We start from the raw sequence: 19,052 nt of genomic DNA, 5'->3' as shown, positions 1-19,052 counted from the left end.
AGGGCTTCGGCAGGCAAGAGGCAATGGCAGAGCCTTCACAGCGCAGCCATTGCCCGTTTTTTGCTTACATGTTCGGATAGTTTGGACCGTCGCCGCCCTGCGGTGTGGTCCAGGTGATGTTCTGGCTGGGATCCTTGATGTCGCAGGTTTTGCAGTGAACGCAGTTCTGGAAGTTGATGACGAATCGCGGGCCGTTCTCATCCTCGACCACTTCATACACACCTGCCGGGCAATACCGCTGTGCCGGCTCATCGTATTTAGGCAGGTTGACCTTCACGGGGATCTCGGGATCGGCCAGACGCAGGTGGCAGGGCTGGCTTTCCTCGTGGTTTGTCGCTGCGAACGAGACATTCGTCAGACGATCGAAGGACAGCGTTCCATCCGGCTTTGGATAATCGATTGGCTGGTGCTTGCTGGCATCCTCGGTCGATTCCGCGTCGTTCTTGCCATGGCCCAACGTGCCGAACAGCGAAAAGCCAAACGTGTTGGTCCACATGTCCAGACCACCCAACATCAGGCTGGCGGTCAGACCCCATTTCGACCACATCGGCTTGACATTGCGAACCTTTTTCAGGTCGGAACCAATCGCACCATTGCGAACTTCGGTCTCGTAAGCCGTCAGCTCATCGCCCGAACGCTCGGCCTTGATCGCTTCGAAAGCAGCCTCGGCCGCAGCTTTGCCCGACAGCATCGCGTTGTGGTTGCCTTTGATGCGCGGCACGTTGACCATGCCCGCCGAACAGCCCAACAGCGCCACGCCCGGCGCGACCAGTTTCGGCATCGACTGATAGCCGCCTTCCGTAATCGCACGGGCGCCGTAAGCGACCCGCTTGCCGCCTTTCAGCAGATCGGCCACCATGGGATGGTGCTTGAAACGCTGGAACTCCATATAGGGGTACAGATGCGGGTTCTTGTAATTCAGGTGCACCACGAAGCCGACATAGACCTGATTATTTTCAAGATGATAGATGAAGGATCCGCCGCCTGCGTTGCTGCCCAAAGGCCAGCCCATCGTGTGCGTCACGCTGCCTTCCTTGTGCTTGGCAGGGTCGATCTCCCAGATCTCTTTCATGCCGACACCGTATTTCTGCGGCTCTTTGCCCGCAGACAGGTCGTATTTGGCGATCACTTCCTTGGACAGCGACCCGCGCACACCTTCTGACAGGAAGACATATTTGCCGTGCAGCTCCATCCCCGGTTCGGTGTTGGGGCCGTAGGAACCGTCTGCCTCCAGACCAAAAACACCTGCTACCACGCCTTTGACTTCGCCATTGTCGCCATAGACCATTTCCGAGCACGCCATGCCCGGAAAGATCTCGACACCCAGTTCTTCGGCCTGTTCCGCCATCCAGCGGCACACATTGCCCATCGAAACGATGTAGTTGCCGTGGTTGTGCATCAGCGGCGGCATCGGGAAGTTCGGGATGCGGACCTGGCCTGCTTCACCCAGCATGTAGAACTTGTCGTCCTTCACGGGCACATTCAGCGGCGCGCCTTTTTCCTTCCAATCCGGGATCAGCGCGTCCAGACCACAGGGATCAAGAACCGCGCCCGACAGGATATGCGCGCCAACCTCGGAACCCTTTTCCAGAACGACAACGTTCAGGTCGGCATCCAGCTGTTTCAGACGGATGGCCGCCGACAGGCCCGCAGGTCCTGCACCCACGATCACCACATCGTATTCCATCGCTTCGCGTTCAATCTCGGCCATCGCGGGCTCCCTAGCTAACTTTCCGAATTGGCGCTGTCACCGCATGATCTGCGCAATTTTGTTTCACGGCTGATTACATGGTCGGAAAGACATTGGTCAATCGAAACACGGCGTAACAAGGGCGCTATTCGACACATCACCCCTCTGGTGCATCCCCCATCAGGTACCTGGGACCGCTACCATGCGATTTTGCCCGGTCATCGGGGTTGTAGAGCGCGCATTTCGGCAGGCTCAGACACCCGCATCCGATGCAGCCATCCAGATTGTCGCGCAACCGCATCAGGGTGTCGATTCGCTGATCCAGATGGGCCCTCAGCTGTACACTGATTGCCTTCCAGTCCTGGGGCGTCGGCGTGCGGTTTCCTGGCAGGCCCGACAGCACCTGACGGATTTCAGGCAGGGTCAGACCGAACTGCTGCGCAATCATGACAAAGCTCAGTCGCCGAATATCGGCCCGCTGATAGCGTCGCTGTCCGCCCGCGTTGCGCCAGGGCGAAATCAGACCCTGCGCTTCGTAATACCGGATGGCCGACACGGCCAGACCTGTGCGCCGGGCTAATGCGCCAATCGCCAGCCCCTCTGATACCGCCATCAAACCCTCATGAAAAATTCCTTGACCTAAAGTTAGGTTTAGAAATTAAGCTGAGTCGGGACAAGCCAAAAAACACAGGAGATCCCATGATGGCGACGCTTGAACACACCAACTTTACTGTCCGCGACCCGAAAGCCTCGGCCGATTGGATGCAAAAGGTCTTTGGCTGGAAGACCCGTTGGGAAGGCCCCGCAATTGCCGGCGGATACACCGTGCATGTCGGCTCGGCCCATACGTATCTGGCGCTTTACAAACCTGATGACCCGAAACAGTCGGATGAAAGCAGCTATGATGTGATCGGCGGGCTGAACCACGTGGGTGTTCTGGTCGAAGACATCGATGCCACCGAAGACAAGGTTCGCAAGGCAGGATTCGAGCCCCACAACCATGCCGATTACGAACCAGGGCGCCGGTTCTATTTTCGCGATGACAACGGGATCGAGTTCGAAGTGGTGCAATATGATTGAGATGATTTGGCTTTGCACCCCATCGCAGCGTTGGCGCAGGTCGCGGCATCCGGATCATCGGCACAGGCCCCACCCCAAATCAAAACGGCGCGAAGTCGCGAATTGACCGCTGCTGACGCTGTCACCTCTTGCAATTCACGTGGCATTTGGGTCAGGTAACTGCCAATCTAACATTCGCCCCGACGCTCCTGTGCGGCGGGGCGACTCAATTTATGCGTGGACGTAGAGAGTATGGAAAAGATCCCGATGACGCCTGCGGGCAATGCCGCGCTCGAGGCTGAGCTGAAGAACCTCAAATCCGTTGAACGCCCGGCGATCATCGAAGCCATCGCCTCGGCGCGCGAGCTGGGGGACCTGAAGGAAAACGCCGAATATCATTCAGCCCGCGAAAAACAGGGCTTCATCGAAGGTCGCATCAAGGAACTGGAAGGTATTCTGTCGCTGGCCGATGTCATCGATCCGGCAAAATTGTCGGGTGCGGTCAAGTTTGGCGCAAAAGTCACATTGGTCGACGAAGATACTGATGAAGAAAAGACCTGGCAGATCGTTGGTGAATACGAGGCCAATATCGAAAACGGCCTGCTGAACATCAAATCCCCCATCGCCCGCGCCCTGATCGGCAAAGATGAAGGGGACAGTGTCGAAGTGCGCACCCCCGGAGGCGTGCGCTCTTACGAAATCCTGAGTATCGAGTACGCCTGACCGGAGCGCATGTAATGTCGGGGCCAAAACCTGACCCGGAAACCGAAAAGCCGACGTCGCTGGGCATCTATGATCGCCCGAAGACTCCGGCTGTCACCGAAATCGAGATTGCCGCACTGGTACTCAGCCTGATCTGGCTGGTGGTGTCGGTCGTCTTTCTCGTGCTGCCCGGTCAGGGGCAGAACGGCGGCTTTGTCGTCGCCTTTCTGGCCGTGTTCATGCCCGTGGCGATGATCTGGGTTGCGGCCACCGCGATGCGCGCCAGCCGTGTGATGCGAGAGGAAAGTGCGCGGTTGCAAACGGCAATCGACGCGATCCGGCAGGCCTATGTGGCGCAGCAGCAGCGCGCCTCCAGCACCTATGAACCTGCGGTGACAAAAAAGCTGGATGAAATCGCTGCGGCCACACGGAAAACCGAAGACGCCTTGGCAACGTTCTCGACCAAACGCACAGCGCGCTCTGCAACGGCCGCGCAGAGTTCCGCTCAGGGCGACCAGACCTCGTTGGAGCTGGGCACACCTGCGGAAGAGATCACACCGCCGCTGAGTACCGAGGTTTTCATCCGCGCCCTGAACTTCCCCGAAACGCAGGATGACACCGAGGGGTTCAATGCGCTGCGTGTTGCATTGAAGGACCGCAAGACGGCACAGCTTGTGCAAGCTTCGCAGGATGTTCTGACGCTGCTCAGCCAGGAAGGCATCTACATGGATGACCTGCGGCCCGACAAGGCCCGACCAGAAATCTGGCGCCAGTTCGCCCAGGGCACACGCGGGCGCGCCGTGGCGGCGCTGGGGGGGGTACGCGACAGATCCTCACTTGCGCTGACGGCAGCCCGGATGAAACAGGATCCGATTTTCCGCGACGCCGCGCACCATTTCCTGCGCCGGTTTGACAAGATGATGGCCGAGTTCGAACCCACGGCAAGCGATGCGGAACTGAGTGAACTGGGTGAAACCCGAACGGCCCGCGCATTCATGTTGCTGGGTCGCGTGGCGGGCACGTTTGATTAATCCGCCCCGACAATCCACGACATTTTGGTCGCGCTGCTGAAATTGAACAGATACTTCAGCGGTCCGGTTTTTTCTTGACCCCGGGGCTGGAATCCCTCGCGCTCGTAAAGGCTGCGGGCGCGGGGGTTCGTGTCGATGACATCAAGCTGAACCTCTGAGATGTCTCGGTTGCGGGCCTCGGACTTGATGGCATTCAGCAATGCCGTGCCCACTCCTTTGCCGCGCGCCTCGGCAGCGACAAAAATACCATCCATCTGGAACACGCCCGGTTTCAGTTCGCGCTCCAGCACGCTCAGAACCAAGGCGCGCCAGGTCGCCCCGAACCAGCCATAGACCCGCGCCAGATCAGACATTTTGCCCCCCGCAAAAGAGCCGTCGCGTGTCTTGAAACCTGCCAGCCCCAGCATCCGGCCCGCTTCATCCCGTGCAACCAGCGCGAAATCCGGGTTCAATGCGATTTCAAAGAAAGCCAGTCCTTTTTCGTCCGGCCCCATGACTTTGCCCAGCTTTGCCGCAAATGCCTGCCAGAACAGTGCCGCCGCTTGCGCGCGTTCCTGATCGGCGAACCCTCTGGAAATCGTGACCGTCACAACCCGAAACTTCCATAAGGAAGGAACCGGACCATATCGCCCGGTTTGACATGGCGCGCACCGTCCTCGATTTCAACCAACCCTTCAGCCCAGCTGAGGCCACTGATCCGGCCTGATCCTTCCGAGTGGAAGACCTCGGCCCGCCCGTCCCGCATTCGGGCGCGCAGATATTCCCGGCGACCTGGCTTCTTGCGCTTTTCAAAGGCGGCAGGCACTTCGAAACCTTGCGGTTCAGCCCAGCCTTCGCCGGACATCAGCCCCAAGGCCGGACGCGCGAAGATCAACGTACAGACCATGGCGGCAACCGGATTTCCGGGCAGGCCAAACACCGGCACGCCAGACCACAAACCCAAAGCCAGCGGCCGCCCGGGTTTCAACGCAATGCGCCAGTGCTGCATCGCTCCGGCCTGACGCAAAAGGGCCGAAACATGGTCTTCGTCACCCGCTGACGCGCCGCCACTGGTCAAAATCACATCCGCCTGCTCTGCGGCCTGATCCAATCGATCCCGCAAGGCGTCCCGATCATCCGAAACACGCCCCATATCCACGGGTACGAACCCCATACGATCGATCAAGGACAGCAGCATCGGGCGATTGGCGTCGAAAATCTGACCCGGACCAGCGTTCTCTCCGGCTTCGACCAATTCATCGCCCGTAGAGACCACGGCCACGCGAAGCGGTTTGCGCACGTTGACTTCGGCAATCCCCACGGCAGACAGCAGCGCAAGATCGGCAGGGGTCAGCCTGCGCCCGGCAGGAAGGGCGATATCGCCTGCGGCCACATCTTCTCCCGCGCGCCGTGTGTTGGCGCCTTTTTTCAGCGGGCCGTGGAAGGCTATGTGGCCGTCCTTGACCGTGACATCCTCTTCCAGAATGACCGTGTCGACACCGGCGGGCAGCGCCGCCCCCGTCAGCACGCGCAAGGCCCGGCCTTCAGGCACGTCACCGTCGAACGGGATCCCTGCCGCCGCGCGCCCGTCAACCAATGGCATGATCTGTGGGCCATCAGGGGCGGGACCGGCAAACCCGTACCCATCCACGGCCGTATTCGGTTGCGGCGGATTCGAGCGTCGGGCGACCACATCCCCGGTCAGAACGCGCCCGCATGCCAGGGTCAGCGCCATCGTCTCAGACGCGGTAATCGGGTGCAGCCTGTCACGCAAACAGGCCAGCGCCTCATCCACCGGTGTCCAGTTGACCCCGGCGGGCAACGCGAAGCAATCGTTCCGCAACGGGGGCGGGGCTATGTTCGGCTTGTCCTGAGGTACACCCAATATCCAACCTTCCTCTGCCGCTGAGACGTTCAATTGCGCATCCAACTCCTGCTCTGTCAAACGCGACAGAGTCAAGGCGACCTGTTCAACCTGCCAGGCATCCTTGATCCGCCCATCCGGTGCAGCGCCAAGGGTCAAAGACGGCCAGATTTCCACGAAGGCAACAGGTTTATCCAGCGGCTCGAACGGCCAGACCGAGATTTGCCCGGCAAACCGGTGGCGAAGCCGGTTCAGAATCGGCAGCCCCATCATGACTTGGCCACCAACCGCGCCTGCCCCTGCCATCTGCCAGCAGGTGAAGCTTCCTTTTGCCAAAGTCTCAACGACACGACGGTTCGGGAACGGGTTGGAATAGTCCGATTTGGTACGCGGCAGGCCGTTAATATCTCGGCGCAATCCATTCATCCAGAACGGACCACGGCCGCCAAACTGAAGGTTGATCCGACCCGCCAGATCAAAGCGGTTGTTGGCCTTCGGAGAATCCTCGACTTGTTGGTCGAACCAATCCCACAACACCAGCGGATCGTCCGTTCCGGTCATCGCCCGTGCGAAGCCGCAAGGATATCCAAAAGGAAAATCGAACCCAAGAAGCAGACGGCGACCGGCCTTAAGCTCGGCCCGGATCAGAGCATCCAACCTCTGCTCGGCTATCCGCCTGTTGCGCAGGTATTCGGGGTCAAACGCTTTTCCGTTTCGTGCAATGCAGGCCCAGATCGCATCCTTGCGCGGGGTCGGCCCGGTGTCGTTTCCGCCAGACCAATCCACCATTGCAAAGGTCTGGAACAGGCTCACAAACCAACCTCTTTCAGGATGAAGTCAGCAATCCCGGCAGTATCGTCCAGATCATAGACCAGGCGGTCCAAATCCAGCGGAGTGTCGCTGGCCACGGCGCGGATGGTGCCATTTTCAGGTGCCATCAGCACATGGCCCGCCGCGGCGCGATACGCTTCGATCTTGGGGTGGACCTCGCGCTTGAACCCTTCGACCAACACCAGATCGACCGGCGAGAGCCGCGCCAACAGCTCGGCCAGCGGCGGTTCAGGCGCGCCCCGCAATTCCTGCATCAAAGCAATGCGTTGCCCCGAGGCAAGCAGCACCTCGCTGGCCCCCGCAACGCGGTGCCGGTGACTGTCGGTGCCCGGCTGATCCACATCGACACTGTGATGCGCGTGCTTGACCGTAGAGACCGTAAAGCCCCGGCCTGTGATCTCGGCCACCAGCCGTTCCATCAGCCCGGTTTTGCCGGCATTCTTCCAGCCCGTGACGCCATAGACCCTCATGCCTGCTCCAACAGTGTTCGGGCACGATCCAGATCTTCAGGCGTGTTGACGTTGAAGAACGGGTCAAACGGGTCGGCGTCGAACAAAGCCTCGCGCCCATCATGTTTATCGGTCCACAGCACCACCTTGCGCAGCCCGTCCGTCAGCGCCACCCGCAGATCGTCGCGCAGCGCTACCGGCCAGAGGCCAAAGGTCGGATGCCGGTTAACCCGCTTGCCACCGCCGGATTTCAGCGCCTCGTCCTCGGTGCGCGGGGTTGTGGCCAGAACCAGAGGGTGCACCTGCCCCGCTGCCGCATCTTGCAACCGCACCACTAAATCGCGCGGGAAGAATGGCGTGTCTGCAGCGGCGGTCACAATGCTGTCCGCGCCTCGCTCTGCCGCCCAGTCGAGCCCGGCCAAAACCCCGGCCAAAGGCCCCGCAAACCCTTCGATTGTGTCAGGAAGCACAGGCAGGTTCAGGTCCGAAAACCGCTCGGGGTCGCCGTTGGCGTTCAGAGCCAGCCCACTGACCTGTGGGGACAAACGGTCAATCACATGTGAGAGCAAGCTTTGCCCATTGATCTGCAACAGGCCCTTGTCACCGCCGCCCATCCGGGTCGCCTGTCCACCTGCGAGGATAATGCCGAGGGGTTTGGTCATGATTGGTCCTCGATGTCAGGCCATCTTTTGAACTTGGTCATAGGCAAAAGAACAGAAACGAGAAAGACAACCAAAAGAACCAAATAAGAAACTCTTGGTGAAATTGACAAAGAAGCGTCAAGCCATTGCGCAATGTGCACCGATCCAAAAGTTAGAACTATGAACGTTCCAGGAGCTACAAAGCACCAGAACACCAAGCGATACATCCGCGCTGATAGTTCTACTGTTGGAATGTGGGCAATTGCTTTTGGCAACCCTTGTATCGCCACGCGCTGAAGGTCTTGCTGTTGCAGTTGGTAGTCTAGCCCAACGGACTGCCATCCAGGCATCCATACGGCAAGGGTTTCCCAGCCACTTACGAACCTGCGGCTTTTCCAGCCCAAAACACTGAGCGTGTCTTCATCAAGCACTCCCATGCCATCGACCAGCGTTTTTTTAAAGAGTTCATAGCGACGATGGGCGCGGAGCATCAGCCAAAGCAACCCGATAGAAATCACAAACGGTGGGATCAAGAGAAAGAAATACATCGCGCTCATCCCGCACTCTTCCGACGATGCTTCTTGTCTTCGACCGCAACGGTTGACGGATCCACGTCGCGCAACAGGCGGTCCTCGCCCGACAGGCAGACAAAGCGCTGTCCGCGCATCCGACCAATCAAAGTCAGCCCAACCTCGCGCGCGATCTCGACGCCCCAAGCGGTGAAACCCGAACGAGACGCTAATACAGGAATACCCATCATAGCCGTTTTGATCACCATCTCGGATGTCAGGCGACCTGTAGTGTAAAGGATCTTGTCCACCGCACCCTCGCCTTCGGACAACATCCAACCTGCGATCTTGTCGACGGCGTTGTGGCGGCCCACGTCCTCCATATAGACCAGCGGGCGGTTTTCACGGCACAGGACCGTGCCGTGAATCGCTCCGGCTTCGAGGTACAGCGACGGAGTGCGGTTGATCTTCGAGGCTAAATCATACAGCCAGGAAGTTCGCACCTGAACCTGTGGCAGTTGTACGTCTTCCAGGCCCTCCATCATGTCGCCAAACACAGTACCCACGGCACACCCACTGGTGCGGGTCTTTTTCTTCAGTTTGTCTTCATAAGATGTTTCGCGCGCGGTTCGGACGATCACGGTTTCAAGGTCGTCGTCATATTCCACGCGCGTGATTTCATCATCCGACAGCAGCATCCCCTGATTGCGCAGAAAGCCCAGCGCAAGATATTCGGGATAATCGCCAATCGTCATCGCCGTCACGATTTCCTGCGAATTGAGAAAGATCGTAAGCGGGCGTTCCTCGACCACAGATATCTGGCTGATTTCACCGTTCTGATCCACACCCTCGACCGCTCGGGTCAGGCGCATCGCAGCCGGATCAGGGGCGATAAGATAGTCCGACAGATCGAATTCCGTGGCCAATTGCAACCCCTTCCCAAGACAGTTACTGCTGCATGAATCACCATAGGATTTAGCCATGGCCTCTGCCACATCCAAGTCATACTTCTGGAAAGGTTTTCGGGATGGGACGCCGTTTGTCTTCGTCGCCGTGCCCTTTGGCCTTCTGTTCGGTGTTTTTGCGACCGAAGCCGGGTTGACCCTTGTCCAGACGATGGCTTTTACATCGACCGTTTTTGCAGGTGCCGCGCAATTCGCGGCGTTGCAATTGTTGCAGGACAACACCCCGACCGTGATCATCATAGTCTCGGCGCTGGCTGTGAATCTGCGTATGGCGATGTATTCCGCATCACTGACACCTTACCTGGGTTCCGCGCCCATGTGGCAGCGTGCCTTTGCGGCATACCTGACCGTGGATCAATCTTATGCCTGCTCGATCGTGCGGTTCGAGAAAGAGCCCGACCTGTCAGTGCCGCAACGGATGGCTTATTTCGTGGGCTCTGTCACGCCGATCACACCGCTCTGGATTCTGGGCACTTATCTGGGCGCAGTGCTGGGTGCGCAAATACCGGAAAGCTGGGCACTGGATTTTGCCCTGCCGATCACCTTTCTGGCCATGATAGGGCCGATGATGCGGACCTTTGCACATGTGGTCGCGGCCCTTGTGGCCATTGCGGTATCTTTGCTGACCGTCGTAATCCCGTTCAATCTGGGCCTGTTGATCGCCGGATGCGCTGGAATGATTGCCGGAGCACAGGCGGAACTGATCCTCGAACGTAGAAAGACGCAGTTATGACTCAGCCCAATTCCGTCACCATCTGGGCCATTATCATCGGGCTTGCCATCGGCAGCTATGCGCTGCGCTTTGTCTTTATCGGTTTTGTGGGTGATCGCCCGATGCCGCCTTGGCTGCTGCGTCACCTGCGATATACAGCAGTGGCCATCCTTCCTGCATTGATCGCACCGCTGGTCGTTTGGCCCTCTGCCACCGAAGGGCAACCTGATCTGCCACGAATGTCGGCGGCAGCCGTTGCCCTGGCGGTGGGAGTGATCAGCAAAAACGTGATAGCGGCCATCTTTTCCGGGGCCGCCACGCTCTATGGTCTGCTTTATCTACTGAGTTGAGACAGCGTCGAGCTGGTTGAGACGCGCATTGTTTGCCGCCAAACCTTTTTGCAGATCCGCATCGTCATTTTCCCGATATTCTTCAGTCACGACGCCCGGAATCTGCGCGAACTGTTCCGACAGGTTCACCGGATAGAACGTCACATCAATCTGCTCGAACCCCGGTACCTGCTTCAACAGTTGGGCAGTCGAGTTGGTGCAGAACGCGCCAGCGACCGGACCGGATTGCTTTGCCAGTTGCAAGGCGATTTCAGCCTGTTGCGGGCTCACCTGAATGGTCTGTATGCGGGCATAATGCGTCTCACGCGCGTGCGAGCTGCGATAAGCTCGTTCGACCGCCGGGGTAATGCCGTAAAGCACATCATCCTTCACCGGAACCACATCCGCCCGGAACGAACCGGCAGGGTCAAAGATCACCCGCTCGCTGCCCGAGATCATCAGCGACGTATGCGCGCCCGATCCGGTGCGTGTGTTGATCATTGTGTACAGCGTCAGGGTCGCTGGCCCCGGATCACGGTAGGACCGGGACACGATTTCGTTCCGATCCGCCTGTGGTCGGTTCGAATTGGCGCAGCCCGCCACTGTCGCTGCCAGCAAGCAAGCAATCAATATCCTGAGCAAGTCAGCCCCCGAAACAATTAGGAGGCGAAAACCGCCAGGAACAGGCACAGGAAGGCAATGGCGACCACACACCACGTGGTGGCTTTGATGAAACCGTTGAATGTCTTGGTTTGGACCGTGATGTCCATTTCGCCGTGCTTGTGTTCAGCCATGAGTCTCAGATTCCCAATTCGCGTGTTTGATCTGTTGGATAATAGAAAACAGAACGCCTGTCACCACGTCATTCGCGCGCAGGACGCTGTTACTTGAGAACCGAACAACCGGGATACCCGAACCCCCACCGCCAGGGCAGGCCGCTGCACGGCCCGCCACCGAATCGCACCGCCCCGTACATTGCATCCGCAGTGATCGCGTGCACGCTGCGAATCTGTTCAGGCGACATGTCGTACTGGTCGGCATAGTCCTCGGCATGGTTGTCTCCGTGCTGCACCACACAGGCGTGCAAGGCGTCATCTGCTGCCAGACGTGCCTCATAGCTTTCGCTGGCTGTCTCTGCACCGCCAGCATTGTGATATGCCCGGTCGTGGATGACGCAGCAGTACTCCCACGGCGGGTGCTCTTGATATAGCGCGCCAACCTGTGGGAATTGCTTTGCCACCCAGCGCCAACTGGCTGACAACCCGCCTGAACAGCCATCGGTTTCAAACGGCGTCAGTTCGGCGTCCTTGCTTTGCTCGATCAGGGCGCGGTGGCCCGGCATCTCAAATCCGCGCATCAGATCCTGTGCCCATGCCGACAGTGGCAGCAGAGACAGAAACAGCGCCATGTTAAGGACTTTCATCGCGCATTGCCTCTGTATCGACCTGCAATCCAAAGGTGGTTGCCAGCCACAGCAACAGCCGCTCGCCCGGCCCCATTTCAGCGCGGACGCGCAAAACCTCATTGGCCATGGCCGGGCGGTCGGTAATCAAACCATCCACACCCATCGAGGCCATCCTGGACATCTGCAACGGATCATTCACCGTCCAGACATAGATATCCTTACCAGCGTCCTGCACTTTGCGGATCAGCCCAGGTGTAACCATGCCTGCATTGACGGCGACAAATTCACCTTCCAGCCCCGACAGATCCCCAATGGCCGTGGCCGCCAGCACACCAGAGCGCCAGTCGGGCCGCAACTTTTCCATCTTTTGCACGGCCGGGTATTTCAGCGACATGGTGGCAACGTCGTTCTGCATCCCTAGCTCTTCGACAAGGCCGATCACCCGATTTTCCAGATCGACGTCGTGACCATAATATTTCAGCTCGATAAGAACCTTCGACTTGCCCTTGGCCGCTTCCAGAACCTCTCGCAGGGTCGGGGTCCGCTCTGCGGCGTATTCCGGTCCGAACCAGCTGCCAATGTCGATATCAGCAACATCCTGCATCGTCGCATCCCAGACCTTCAGGTTGACGCCGGCCAACTTCATGAAATCGCTGTCATGGGCCACGACAACCACATCATCCGCCGTTTCCTGAACGTCAATCTCAACCCAGTCCGCTCCATCCTCGATCGCTTTCAGGACCGAGGCCATTGTGTTTTCAGGTCGCAAAGCCGCGGCGCCCCGATGGCCGATGACCTCGGCTTGATCCGGCGCCTGCACGCGTTCCAGCAAGCTTTGCCCAAGCCAGAAGCCCACGCCCAATGCGGCCAAGGCCGTCGCGACAGTGACAAGAACCGGCACGCGAATCCTTCGGGGTTCGGGATGGGGAACGTCCTTGGTCTCAGCTTCAAAGAAGCCGTCCAGCAAGACCGCCAATGCGCCCAGCGCCGTCGCCGCCAGAACCAACCCCGCCAGGGACCAAAGCCCCGCAATGATCAGGCTGAGGATCAACGCCAGTCTGAGGCTGCCGCCTTCCTGCAAGGGCACAACTGCAAACAACAGACTGGCCACCGCCGCAATCAAAGCTGCAATCACAAGCCGCAGTCCAAGCCAAAGGGCAAGCTCGATCTTCAAACGCCCGCGCTTGCCTTCCATCTTTTGTTCGCTTTTCGCAAATGCTCCGCGTGGTGAGGCCCCCTCGAACAGGACCAGATGCAACGCCAGCGCCCATCCCGACAGACGGCGGATCAACACCCATGCCAACGCAAGAACGACAAGCCCGATCAGTACCACGGCCACCTGAAAGGCCGGAGGGTGGAATGTCAGGTAATAGTTGATGTCATATTCCGTCAGCGTCCACCATGCGATCAACCCCGCGACGGCCACAAACGGCAGGGCAAGCAGCAGGACGCGCAGGATGAACCGAACGGCAAATCCGAACAGCGCCGGAAAGCGGGACAGGTTCAGTGCCAGTGCCGCACTGCCTGCGCGCCAAGGGTCATTTTCTCCCATACGCAAGGACCCGGCCATGACCGCGAACACAATAACCTCAGCCAGCAAAAACAGACTGAGCACCGCAACACCCGCAATGAACCCTGCCGGAGACAGCAGGAACATCGCAATGTCCTGATCGGTCAGAGCGGTCTGATTTGACAGAGAGACCGCCAGATTGACAGCCACAGCCACACCCGGCGCGATCAGCGCCACCAGCAGCAAGCGCACAGCGACATAAATTGGCACAAAGACCCGGCGCCGTTCCCAGGCACCTGCATAGGCATGTGTTACTGCTTGAAAAAATCTTGTCACGTGGGCGCCTCCGGACTGATGCAGTCATTCAAAGGCGCGCAAGCGTGAATTGCAAGTCAGCTGTCTTCCAGATCCGCCGCCAGACGGAAACCGATGCGGTTGGCGGGTTTGTCCTCGACCGATTTGGGCAGGGCGCGCAGCATCACGTTCAACTGGCTGACATGCTGCACCAATTGCGTGCGGGCCCCGGTTCCGTCGGACCCGTAAAAGGTGATCATGTCGGGGTCGAAATACCCCATCCCTTCGATCCGCATAACGCCGGCATCGCCCCCGGTAAAGCCCATGGCGACTTCGTGATCGCCGTCCAGCGTCTTTTCAAAGTTCTGGATATACATGATCAGACGCTCGTAAGCCCATTGCGCCGGGCTTTTGTTGGCAACTGGCTTCTTCAACCCCTCGGGCAGGTCCTTGGCTCCGGATTCGGCATTGGGATCCGCGTGCACCTCGTGACACCGCGGCAAAGCGGCGGCTTCGGCAGCCTCGGCCGAGGTTTCGATCTGGTCCTGCATTCTTCTACCCTTTGCGCTGGTACAGCCATGCCCCGTCAGCGCGTTGCGTCCGGGTTACCGCACCAATGTGGTAGAGATGATTCACATGCGCAACCGCCTCAACCAGCGCAAGCCCATATTCGCCTTCGCGGATCGTGCGTTTGAACAGGGGCAGAAAACAATCTGCGGCCGCTCTGGGTTGATCCAGATGTTTCAACAGGCGGCCCAACGCGCCGTGGTGGTTGTCGATCAGCTGTTTCATCCTCAGCGGCAGGCCCGAAAACGGCAGCTTGTGCCCGCCCAGAACCAGATGATCGGGCCGGGCAAGCGTCTGCAACCGCTCGCAGGCTTCCAGCCACGCTGAAACCGGATCGGCCATCGGTTCCGTGGCATAGACGCCCAGATTGGGACTGATCGAGCTGAGAATCTGATCGCCGCTCAACACCAGATTGTCGTCACGGCTCCAGAAGGTGGCGTGTTCCGGCGCGTGGCCATTGCCCATATGCACATCCCAGTCGCGCCCTCCCATTCGGATCACGTCGCCCTGCTTGATCCGGGCAAAGCCCAGCGGCATGGGGTAAACCGTGTCGGCAAAGTTGAACGGACGATCCTTCATCCGCGCATTCAGAACCTCGGGTGCCATGCCGGCGCTGCGATAGAAATCAAGCGTTTCCTGCGGCCATGTCTCTTGCACATCCAGCGTCAGCATCCGCGCGAACAGCCATGAGGTGCGGCTTGTGACCAGCTCAGCCCCGTGTTCCGACTGAAACCACCCGGCATTGCCGACATGGTCTGGATGATGATGCGTCACCACAACACGGGTGATCGGTTTGCCTTTCAAAGGCCCGCCCATCAGGGTTTCCCAGATACGCCGCGTCTTGTTTGACGACAGCCCGGTGTCAATCACCGTCCAACCTTCGCCATCGTCCAGCGCGTAGATATTGACGTGATCCAGCGCCATCGGAAGAGGCAGGCGCATCCACAGTACACCCTCGGCAACTTCGACGGCTTCACCCGGCGCGGGCGGTTCAGCCCACGGATATCTGATCCCCGATACGCGATCCCCGTCCATCACGCCGCCAACTCATCCGGGCTGAGCGAAAAGAGGTCACCCGCACCGCTTTGCACCCGCGTCAGAAGCCCGGAATGCTCGGGCAACAAGGCGTTGATGTAGTAGCGCGCCAGTTTGGCCCGTGGTCCTTCCGGATCGGCCAGAGCCGCGGACAGGTGATAATGCCCGCCAAGAACCCGGGCAAACGCCTGAAGATAGGACGTTGCGCCTGCAAATCGGTCGTTCATGTCGTCTTGTGCCACCAACCATTCGGTTGCCTCGCGCAGGGTTTCTGTTGCCTCCCACACTGGACCGGCCAGATCGGGCATCGTCGCGCGCGCGCGCTCGGCCTGTTCTTCGATCTCGTCCAGAAGGTTCGACGCCGCCTCGCCCCCGTCCATCATTTTGCGTGCAACAAGGTCCATGGCCTGAATGCCGTCGGTTCCCTCGTAAATCGCGGTCACGCGAACATCGCGGGAATATTGCGCCGCGCCTGTTTCTTCGACAAAGCCCATTCCGCCATGCACCTGTACGCCGGTTTCGGCCACGCGTATCCCGGTCCGGGCCCCAAAGTTCTTGCCGATTGGCGTCAACAACGCGGCCCGCGCGGCCCAATCGGCGTCGCCGGTGGCTTTCGCCATGTCAATCGCGGTCGCATTGGCCAGAAGAATAGCCCGAGCGGCAAAGATATCGGCGCGCATATCCATGATCATGCGACGCACATCCGCATGATCGATGATCGTACCAGAAGGCGTCCTGCCCTGCTTGCGTTCCAGCGCATAGGCCAAAGCGTGCTGATAGGCGCCTTCCGCAACGCCCACACCCTGGCCACCCACGCCCAGGCGGGCGTTGTTCATCATGGTGAACATGGCCGCCATACCGCCATGTTCCTTACCGACAAGCCATCCTTTGGCGCCGTCATATTGCATCACGCAGGTGGGTGAGCCATGCAGGCCCATCTTGTGTTCGACGGAAACAACCTTAAGGTCGTTGGCCAGGCCGGGATTGCCATCCGCATCGGGGATGTATTTCGGCACCAGAAACAAGGAAATGCCCTTGGTGCCGGGCACACCATCCGGCAGACGGGCCAGAACCAGATGGCAGACATTTTCAGCAAAGTCGTTGTCGCCCCAAGAGATGAAGATCTTCTGCCCGGTCACCGAGTATGTGCCATCACCATTTGGCTCGGCCTTCGAGGTCAGCGCACCCACATCCGATCCGGCCTGAGCTTCGGTCAGGTTCATGGTCGCAGACCACTCACCCGAAATCATTTTGGGCAGATACAGCGACTTCAATTCGTCGCTGGCATGGTGTTCCAACGCCTCGATCTGGCCCTGCGCCATCAGCGGAGCAAGTTGCAGCGAAAGGCAAGCGGCGCTCATCATCTCGTTCACGGCAGTGGTGACAGCCATCGGCAGGCCCATTCCGCCGAATTGGGGATCAGCGCTGATCCCGATCCACCCGCCTTCGGCAATCGCCTTCCAGCCATCGGCATAACCCGGAGAGCTGCGCAGCACGCCATTCTCAAGCCGAGCCGGTTCCAGATCACCGGCACGCTGCAACGGGGCCAGAACCTCTTCGCTCATCTTGGCCGCTTCGGTCAGGATGGCCGTGACGACATCGGCGCTGGCATCTTCGAAAATCTCGGTGGCGGCGACCTGGTCGAACCCGACGACATGGTCCAGCAGAAATTGATAATCTGAGATTGGGGCGCGATATGGCATGATTTCTCTCGGGGTCTAACGGATCAGAATACATCGGCGGGCTTGGAATCAAATGCAAGCGCCGGTAAGCGTGTGGGCCTGAACCGATTACGTACCTTACCTCAAGTTCCAGGCAACCAAAACGCGGCGTCATCAGATATGATCTCATCCGGCACACAGGAATTGACGGCAGATCCCGGCGGCATCGCGCAGGCTGCCGATTTTTTGCGCCAGGGTCTTCTGGTCGCTTTTCCGACCGAAACGGTCTATGGCCTTGGCGGCGATGCCCGCAACGGACAGGCCGTCGCATCGATTTACGAGGCCAAGGGACGGCCCAGCTTCAACCCGCTGATCGCCCATGTCGCCTCGGTCGAAGCGGCCCAGCGCTTTGTGCAATGGTCGGATCTGGCCGAGCAGCTGGCACAGGCCTTCTGGCCCGGTCCTCTGACCCTGGTTCTGCCGTTGCGCGAAGGGCACGGGGTTTCCTCGCTGGTGACCGCCGGGCTGGACACTCTGGCCGTGCGGGTGCCTGCGCATCCGACGGCGCGTGCGCTGCTGGCCGACTTTGACGGACCGGTCGCGGCCCCTTCGGCTAATCCCTCGGGTCAGATCAGCCCCACGACGGCGGCTCATGTGTGGTCCGGTCTTGGCGGAAGGATCGCGGCTGTTCTGGACGACGGCCCCTGTGCGGTGGGGCTGGAATCCACCATTGTCGGTCTGGCCGGAGAGCTCACATTGCTGCGTCCGGGCGGCGTTGCGTTGGACCGGATCGAAAGCGTGCTGAACCTGCACCTGCACCTGCACCAATCCGGCGATCTGCTGACCGCTCCGGGACAGTTGCAGTCGCATTATGCGCCCGACGCCCCGGTCCGCCTGAACGCCACTGCGCGTCACGGGGATGAGGTTCTGCTGGGCTTTGGAGCGGTGGATTGCGACCTGAACCTGTCTGTCGAAGGACGTCTGACCGAGGCGGCCGCGAACCTCTTTGCAGCCCTTCACAGGTTGAACGAGACCGGGCGACCCATTGCCGTATCTCCGATCCCGAACACCGGATTGGGGGCTGCAATCAACGACAGGCTGCGCCGCGCCGCTGCGCCACGCGACAGCTGATCAGGCCCGGCCTGCGCTGGCGGACAACGTCAGAGGGTCCACCCCGAGCGTCGCCAAGGCAGCTTCCCATTTTTCGTCATCAGGCACGTCGAAGACAAGTTTCGTCGTCGCTTCGGTGGTCAGCCAGCCGTTCATCGCGATTTCGTCCTCAAGCTGACCTGGCCCCCAGCCGGAATAGCCCAGCGTCAGCATCGAATTCAGTGGTCCGCTGCCAGAGGCCAGATCTTCAAGCACATCCAGCGTCGCCGTCATGCTGAAATCCGCGGAAATATGCATCGAATGCAGATTGGCCTCGTAATCGGCGCTGTGCAGGACAAATCCGCGCGACATCTCGACCGGGCCACCGAAATGCACAAGGCGCTCTCCGATCACCGGGATACTGCAGGCGATGTTCAGTTGCCCCAGCAACGTCTTGATTCGCAGATCCGAAGGCTTGTTCACGATCAATCCCATGGCGCCATCGTCGCCATGGCTGCACATATACACCACCGAATGGTCGAATCGCGGATCGCCCATTCCGGGCATCGCAATCAACAGTTTTCCGGTCAGGTCCATGGGCCTTCATCTCTTTGTCCGTTCACGTCAACAATGGCCCTGCCGCACCCCAGTTTGCAAGAGACCAACCCGTATTTCGACAGATTTCAGCGCGGTGACCGGATCGTGACTTGGAATCCGCGCCATCGACGCG

22 protein-coding genes are annotated in these 19,052 nt (G+C 59.5%); 6 read left to right on the top strand and 16 right to left on the bottom strand.

Going from position 1 to position 19,052, the window contains the following annotated elements:
* Positions 1-64: 64 nt before the first annotated feature.
* Both ACR0FB_RS14410 and soxR read right to left on the bottom strand, forming a co-directional pair.
* Complete coding sequence (locus tag ACR0FB_RS14410) at positions 65-1,711, bottom strand: electron transfer flavoprotein-ubiquinone oxidoreductase (RefSeq protein WP_171634982.1); 1,647 nt, start codon at positions 1,709-1,711, stop codon at positions 65-67.
* Between the two features lie 136 nt (positions 1,712-1,847).
* Entirely contained in the window at positions 1,848-2,303 is a 456-nt protein-coding gene (gene soxR, locus ACR0FB_RS14405) for a redox-sensitive transcriptional activator SoxR (RefSeq protein WP_171724285.1), read from the bottom strand.
* Between the two features lie 86 nt (positions 2,304-2,389).
* On the opposite strand from soxR, the gene ACR0FB_RS14400 reads away from it, so the two are divergent.
* The 3 genes from ACR0FB_RS14400 (at position 2,390) to ACR0FB_RS14390 (ending at position 4,482) form a co-directional block, all read left to right on the top strand.
* A complete protein-coding gene (locus ACR0FB_RS14400) occupies positions 2,390-2,770 on the top strand; it encodes a VOC family protein (RefSeq protein WP_171206067.1) in 381 nt (126 codons plus the stop codon).
* A 231-nt stretch (positions 2,771-3,001) separates the two neighbouring features.
* Positions 3,002-3,472: a transcription elongation factor GreA gene (greA, locus tag ACR0FB_RS14395; RefSeq protein ID WP_170346321.1), complete on the top strand. Its 471-nt coding sequence runs from the start codon at positions 3,002-3,004 to the stop codon at positions 3,470-3,472.
* 14 nt (positions 3,473-3,486) lie between these two features.
* Positions 3,487-4,482: a hypothetical protein gene (locus tag ACR0FB_RS14390; protein ID WP_171634986.1), complete on the top strand. Its 996-nt coding sequence runs from the start codon at positions 3,487-3,489 to the stop codon at positions 4,480-4,482.
* On the opposite strand, the gene ACR0FB_RS14385 is transcribed toward ACR0FB_RS14390, so the two are convergent.
* The 6 genes from ACR0FB_RS14385 to ACR0FB_RS14360 are packed head-to-tail and all read right to left on the bottom strand — an operon-like array spanning position 4,479 to position 9,687.
* On the bottom strand, positions 4,479-5,072 hold the full coding sequence (locus ACR0FB_RS14385; RefSeq protein WP_480621370.1) for a GNAT family N-acetyltransferase: 594 nt from the start codon (positions 5,070-5,072) through the stop codon (positions 4,479-4,481). The two genes, ACR0FB_RS14390 and ACR0FB_RS14385, sit on opposite strands and share 4 nt — an antisense overlap.
* Positions 5,069-7,114 carry a molybdopterin-binding protein gene (locus ACR0FB_RS14380; protein ID WP_480621427.1) on the bottom strand — a complete coding sequence of 682 codons (2,046 nt, stop codon included), beginning with the start codon at positions 7,112-7,114 and terminating at the stop codon, positions 5,069-5,071. The genes ACR0FB_RS14385 and ACR0FB_RS14380 overlap by 4 nt, the downstream gene beginning before the upstream one ends.
* A 20-nt stretch (positions 7,115-7,134) precedes the next feature.
* Positions 7,135-7,626: a molybdopterin-guanine dinucleotide biosynthesis protein B gene (gene mobB, locus ACR0FB_RS14375; RefSeq protein WP_480621372.1), complete on the bottom strand. Its 492-nt coding sequence runs from the start codon at positions 7,624-7,626 to the stop codon at positions 7,135-7,137.
* Complete coding sequence (gene mobA, locus ACR0FB_RS14370; RefSeq protein WP_480621374.1) at positions 7,623-8,267, bottom strand: molybdenum cofactor guanylyltransferase MobA; 645 nt, start codon at positions 8,265-8,267, stop codon at positions 7,623-7,625. The genes mobB and mobA overlap by 4 nt, the downstream gene beginning before the upstream one ends.
* Positions 8,264-8,803: a hypothetical protein gene (locus tag ACR0FB_RS14365; protein ID WP_480621376.1), complete on the bottom strand. Its 540-nt coding sequence runs from the start codon at positions 8,801-8,803 to the stop codon at positions 8,264-8,266. The genes mobA and ACR0FB_RS14365 overlap by 4 nt, the downstream gene beginning before the upstream one ends.
* On the bottom strand, positions 8,800-9,687 hold the full coding sequence (locus tag ACR0FB_RS14360) for a formate dehydrogenase accessory sulfurtransferase FdhD (RefSeq protein ID WP_480491946.1): 888 nt from the start codon (positions 9,685-9,687) through the stop codon (positions 8,800-8,802). Before ACR0FB_RS14360 ends, ACR0FB_RS14365 begins: the two co-directional genes overlap by 4 nt.
* Positions 9,688-9,736: 49 nt before the next feature.
* On the opposite strand from ACR0FB_RS14360, the gene ACR0FB_RS14355 reads away from it, so the two are divergent.
* Positions 9,737-10,453: an AzlC family ABC transporter permease gene (locus ACR0FB_RS14355; protein WP_210093352.1), complete on the top strand. Its 717-nt coding sequence runs from the start codon at positions 9,737-9,739 to the stop codon at positions 10,451-10,453.
* Positions 10,450-10,782 (top strand): AzlD domain-containing protein, encoded by a 333-nt coding sequence (locus ACR0FB_RS14350; protein WP_480491857.1) that lies wholly within the window; start codon positions 10,450-10,452, stop codon positions 10,780-10,782. The genes ACR0FB_RS14355 and ACR0FB_RS14350 overlap by 4 nt, the downstream gene beginning before the upstream one ends.
* On the opposite strand, the gene ACR0FB_RS14345 is transcribed toward ACR0FB_RS14350, so the two are convergent.
* The 7 genes from ACR0FB_RS14345 to ACR0FB_RS14315 all read right to left on the bottom strand — a co-directional run bounded on the left by ACR0FB_RS14345 (position 10,771) and on the right by ACR0FB_RS14315 (position 17,275).
* Positions 10,771-11,403, bottom strand: a complete 633-nt coding sequence (locus ACR0FB_RS14345; RefSeq protein ID WP_480491855.1) for a hypothetical protein — start codon at positions 11,401-11,403, stop codon at positions 10,771-10,773. The genes ACR0FB_RS14350 and ACR0FB_RS14345 overlap by 12 nt on opposite strands.
* A gap of 17 nt (positions 11,404-11,420) precedes the next feature.
* A complete protein-coding gene (locus ACR0FB_RS14340) occupies positions 11,421-11,555 on the bottom strand; it encodes an aa3-type cytochrome c oxidase subunit IV (RefSeq protein WP_050604020.1) in 135 nt (44 codons plus the stop codon).
* Between the two features lie 89 nt (positions 11,556-11,644).
* On the bottom strand, positions 11,645-12,184 hold the full coding sequence (locus ACR0FB_RS14335; RefSeq protein WP_171206075.1) for a hypothetical protein: 540 nt from the start codon (positions 12,182-12,184) through the stop codon (positions 11,645-11,647).
* A complete protein-coding gene (locus ACR0FB_RS14330) occupies positions 12,171-14,012 on the bottom strand; it encodes a glycerophosphodiester phosphodiesterase family protein (protein WP_171724288.1) in 1,842 nt (613 codons plus the stop codon). Before ACR0FB_RS14330 ends, ACR0FB_RS14335 begins: the two co-directional genes overlap by 14 nt.
* Positions 14,013-14,068: 56 nt before the next feature.
* Entirely contained in the window at positions 14,069-14,521 is a 453-nt protein-coding gene (locus ACR0FB_RS14325) for a DUF6173 family protein (RefSeq protein WP_170346311.1), read from the bottom strand.
* Positions 14,522-14,525: 4 nt separating this feature from the next.
* The gene (locus ACR0FB_RS14320) at positions 14,526-15,572 is read right to left on the bottom strand and encodes an MBL fold metallo-hydrolase (protein ID WP_209834702.1); all 1,047 of its coding nucleotides are present in this window, start codon (positions 15,570-15,572) and stop codon (positions 14,526-14,528) included.
* Entirely contained in the window at positions 15,572-17,275 is a 1,704-nt protein-coding gene (locus ACR0FB_RS14315) for an acyl-CoA dehydrogenase (RefSeq protein WP_171635005.1), read from the bottom strand. Before ACR0FB_RS14315 ends, ACR0FB_RS14320 begins: the two co-directional genes overlap by 1 nt.
* A gap of 138 nt (positions 17,276-17,413) precedes the next feature.
* On the opposite strand from ACR0FB_RS14315, the gene ACR0FB_RS14310 reads away from it, so the two are divergent.
* On the top strand, positions 17,414-18,364 hold the full coding sequence (locus ACR0FB_RS14310) for an L-threonylcarbamoyladenylate synthase (protein WP_171635008.1): 951 nt from the start codon (positions 17,414-17,416) through the stop codon (positions 18,362-18,364).
* On the opposite strand, the gene ACR0FB_RS14305 is transcribed toward ACR0FB_RS14310, so the two are convergent.
* Positions 18,365-18,919, bottom strand: a complete 555-nt coding sequence (locus ACR0FB_RS14305; RefSeq protein WP_171724292.1) for a YqgE/AlgH family protein — start codon at positions 18,917-18,919, stop codon at positions 18,365-18,367. It lies immediately after the preceding gene.
* Positions 18,920-19,052: the final 133 nt, after the last annotated feature.

Source organism: Ruegeria sp. P10, assembly GCF_056534925.1.
This window is presented reverse-complemented; position numbering and strand designations above follow the sequence as displayed.

Bases quoted from the DNA above. Each gene is read 5' to 3' on its own strand.
- ACR0FB_RS14320 (WP_209834702.1), bottom strand. From the start codon at position 15,572: ATGGACGGGGATCGCGTATCGGGGATCAGATATCCGTGGGCTGAACCG.
- ACR0FB_RS14410 (WP_171634982.1), bottom strand. From the start codon at position 1,711: ATGGCCGAGATTGAACGCGAAGCGATGGAATACGATGTGGTGATCGTG.
- ACR0FB_RS14365 (WP_480621376.1), bottom strand. From the start codon at position 8,803: ATGAGCGCGATGTATTTCTTTCTCTTGATCCCACCGTTTGTGATTTCT.
- ACR0FB_RS14305 (WP_171724292.1), bottom strand. From the start codon at position 18,919: ATGGACCTGACCGGAAAACTGTTGATTGCGATGCCCGGAATGGGCGAT.
- ACR0FB_RS14310 (WP_171635008.1), top strand. From the start codon at position 17,414: ATGATCTCATCCGGCACACAGGAATTGACGGCAGATCCCGGCGGCATC.
- soxR (WP_171724285.1), bottom strand. From the start codon at position 2,303: ATGGCGGTATCAGAGGGGCTGGCGATTGGCGCATTAGCCCGGCGCACA.
- greA (WP_170346321.1), top strand. From the start codon at position 3,002: ATGGAAAAGATCCCGATGACGCCTGCGGGCAATGCCGCGCTCGAGGCT.
- ACR0FB_RS14315 (WP_171635005.1), bottom strand. From the start codon at position 17,275: ATGCCATATCGCGCCCCAATCTCAGATTATCAATTTCTGCTGGACCAT.
- ACR0FB_RS14400 (WP_171206067.1), top strand. From the start codon at position 2,390: ATGATGGCGACGCTTGAACACACCAACTTTACTGTCCGCGACCCGAAA.
- ACR0FB_RS14340 (WP_050604020.1), bottom strand. From the start codon at position 11,555: ATGGCTGAACACAAGCACGGCGAAATGGACATCACGGTCCAAACCAAG.
- ACR0FB_RS14380 (WP_480621427.1), bottom strand. From the start codon at position 7,114: ATGGTGGATTGGTCTGGCGGAAACGACACCGGGCCGACCCCGCGCAAG.
- ACR0FB_RS14350 (WP_480491857.1), top strand. From the start codon at position 10,450: ATGACTCAGCCCAATTCCGTCACCATCTGGGCCATTATCATCGGGCTT.
- ACR0FB_RS14390 (WP_171634986.1), top strand. From the start codon at position 3,487: ATGTCGGGGCCAAAACCTGACCCGGAAACCGAAAAGCCGACGTCGCTG.
- ACR0FB_RS14355 (WP_210093352.1), top strand. From the start codon at position 9,737: ATGGCCTCTGCCACATCCAAGTCATACTTCTGGAAAGGTTTTCGGGAT.
- mobA (WP_480621374.1), bottom strand. From the start codon at position 8,267: ATGACCAAACCCCTCGGCATTATCCTCGCAGGTGGACAGGCGACCCGG.
- mobB (WP_480621372.1), bottom strand. From the start codon at position 7,626: ATGAGGGTCTATGGCGTCACGGGCTGGAAGAATGCCGGCAAAACCGGG.
- ACR0FB_RS14325 (WP_170346311.1), bottom strand. From the start codon at position 14,521: ATGCAGGACCAGATCGAAACCTCGGCCGAGGCTGCCGAAGCCGCCGCT.
- ACR0FB_RS14335 (WP_171206075.1), bottom strand. From the start codon at position 12,184: ATGAAAGTCCTTAACATGGCGCTGTTTCTGTCTCTGCTGCCACTGTCG.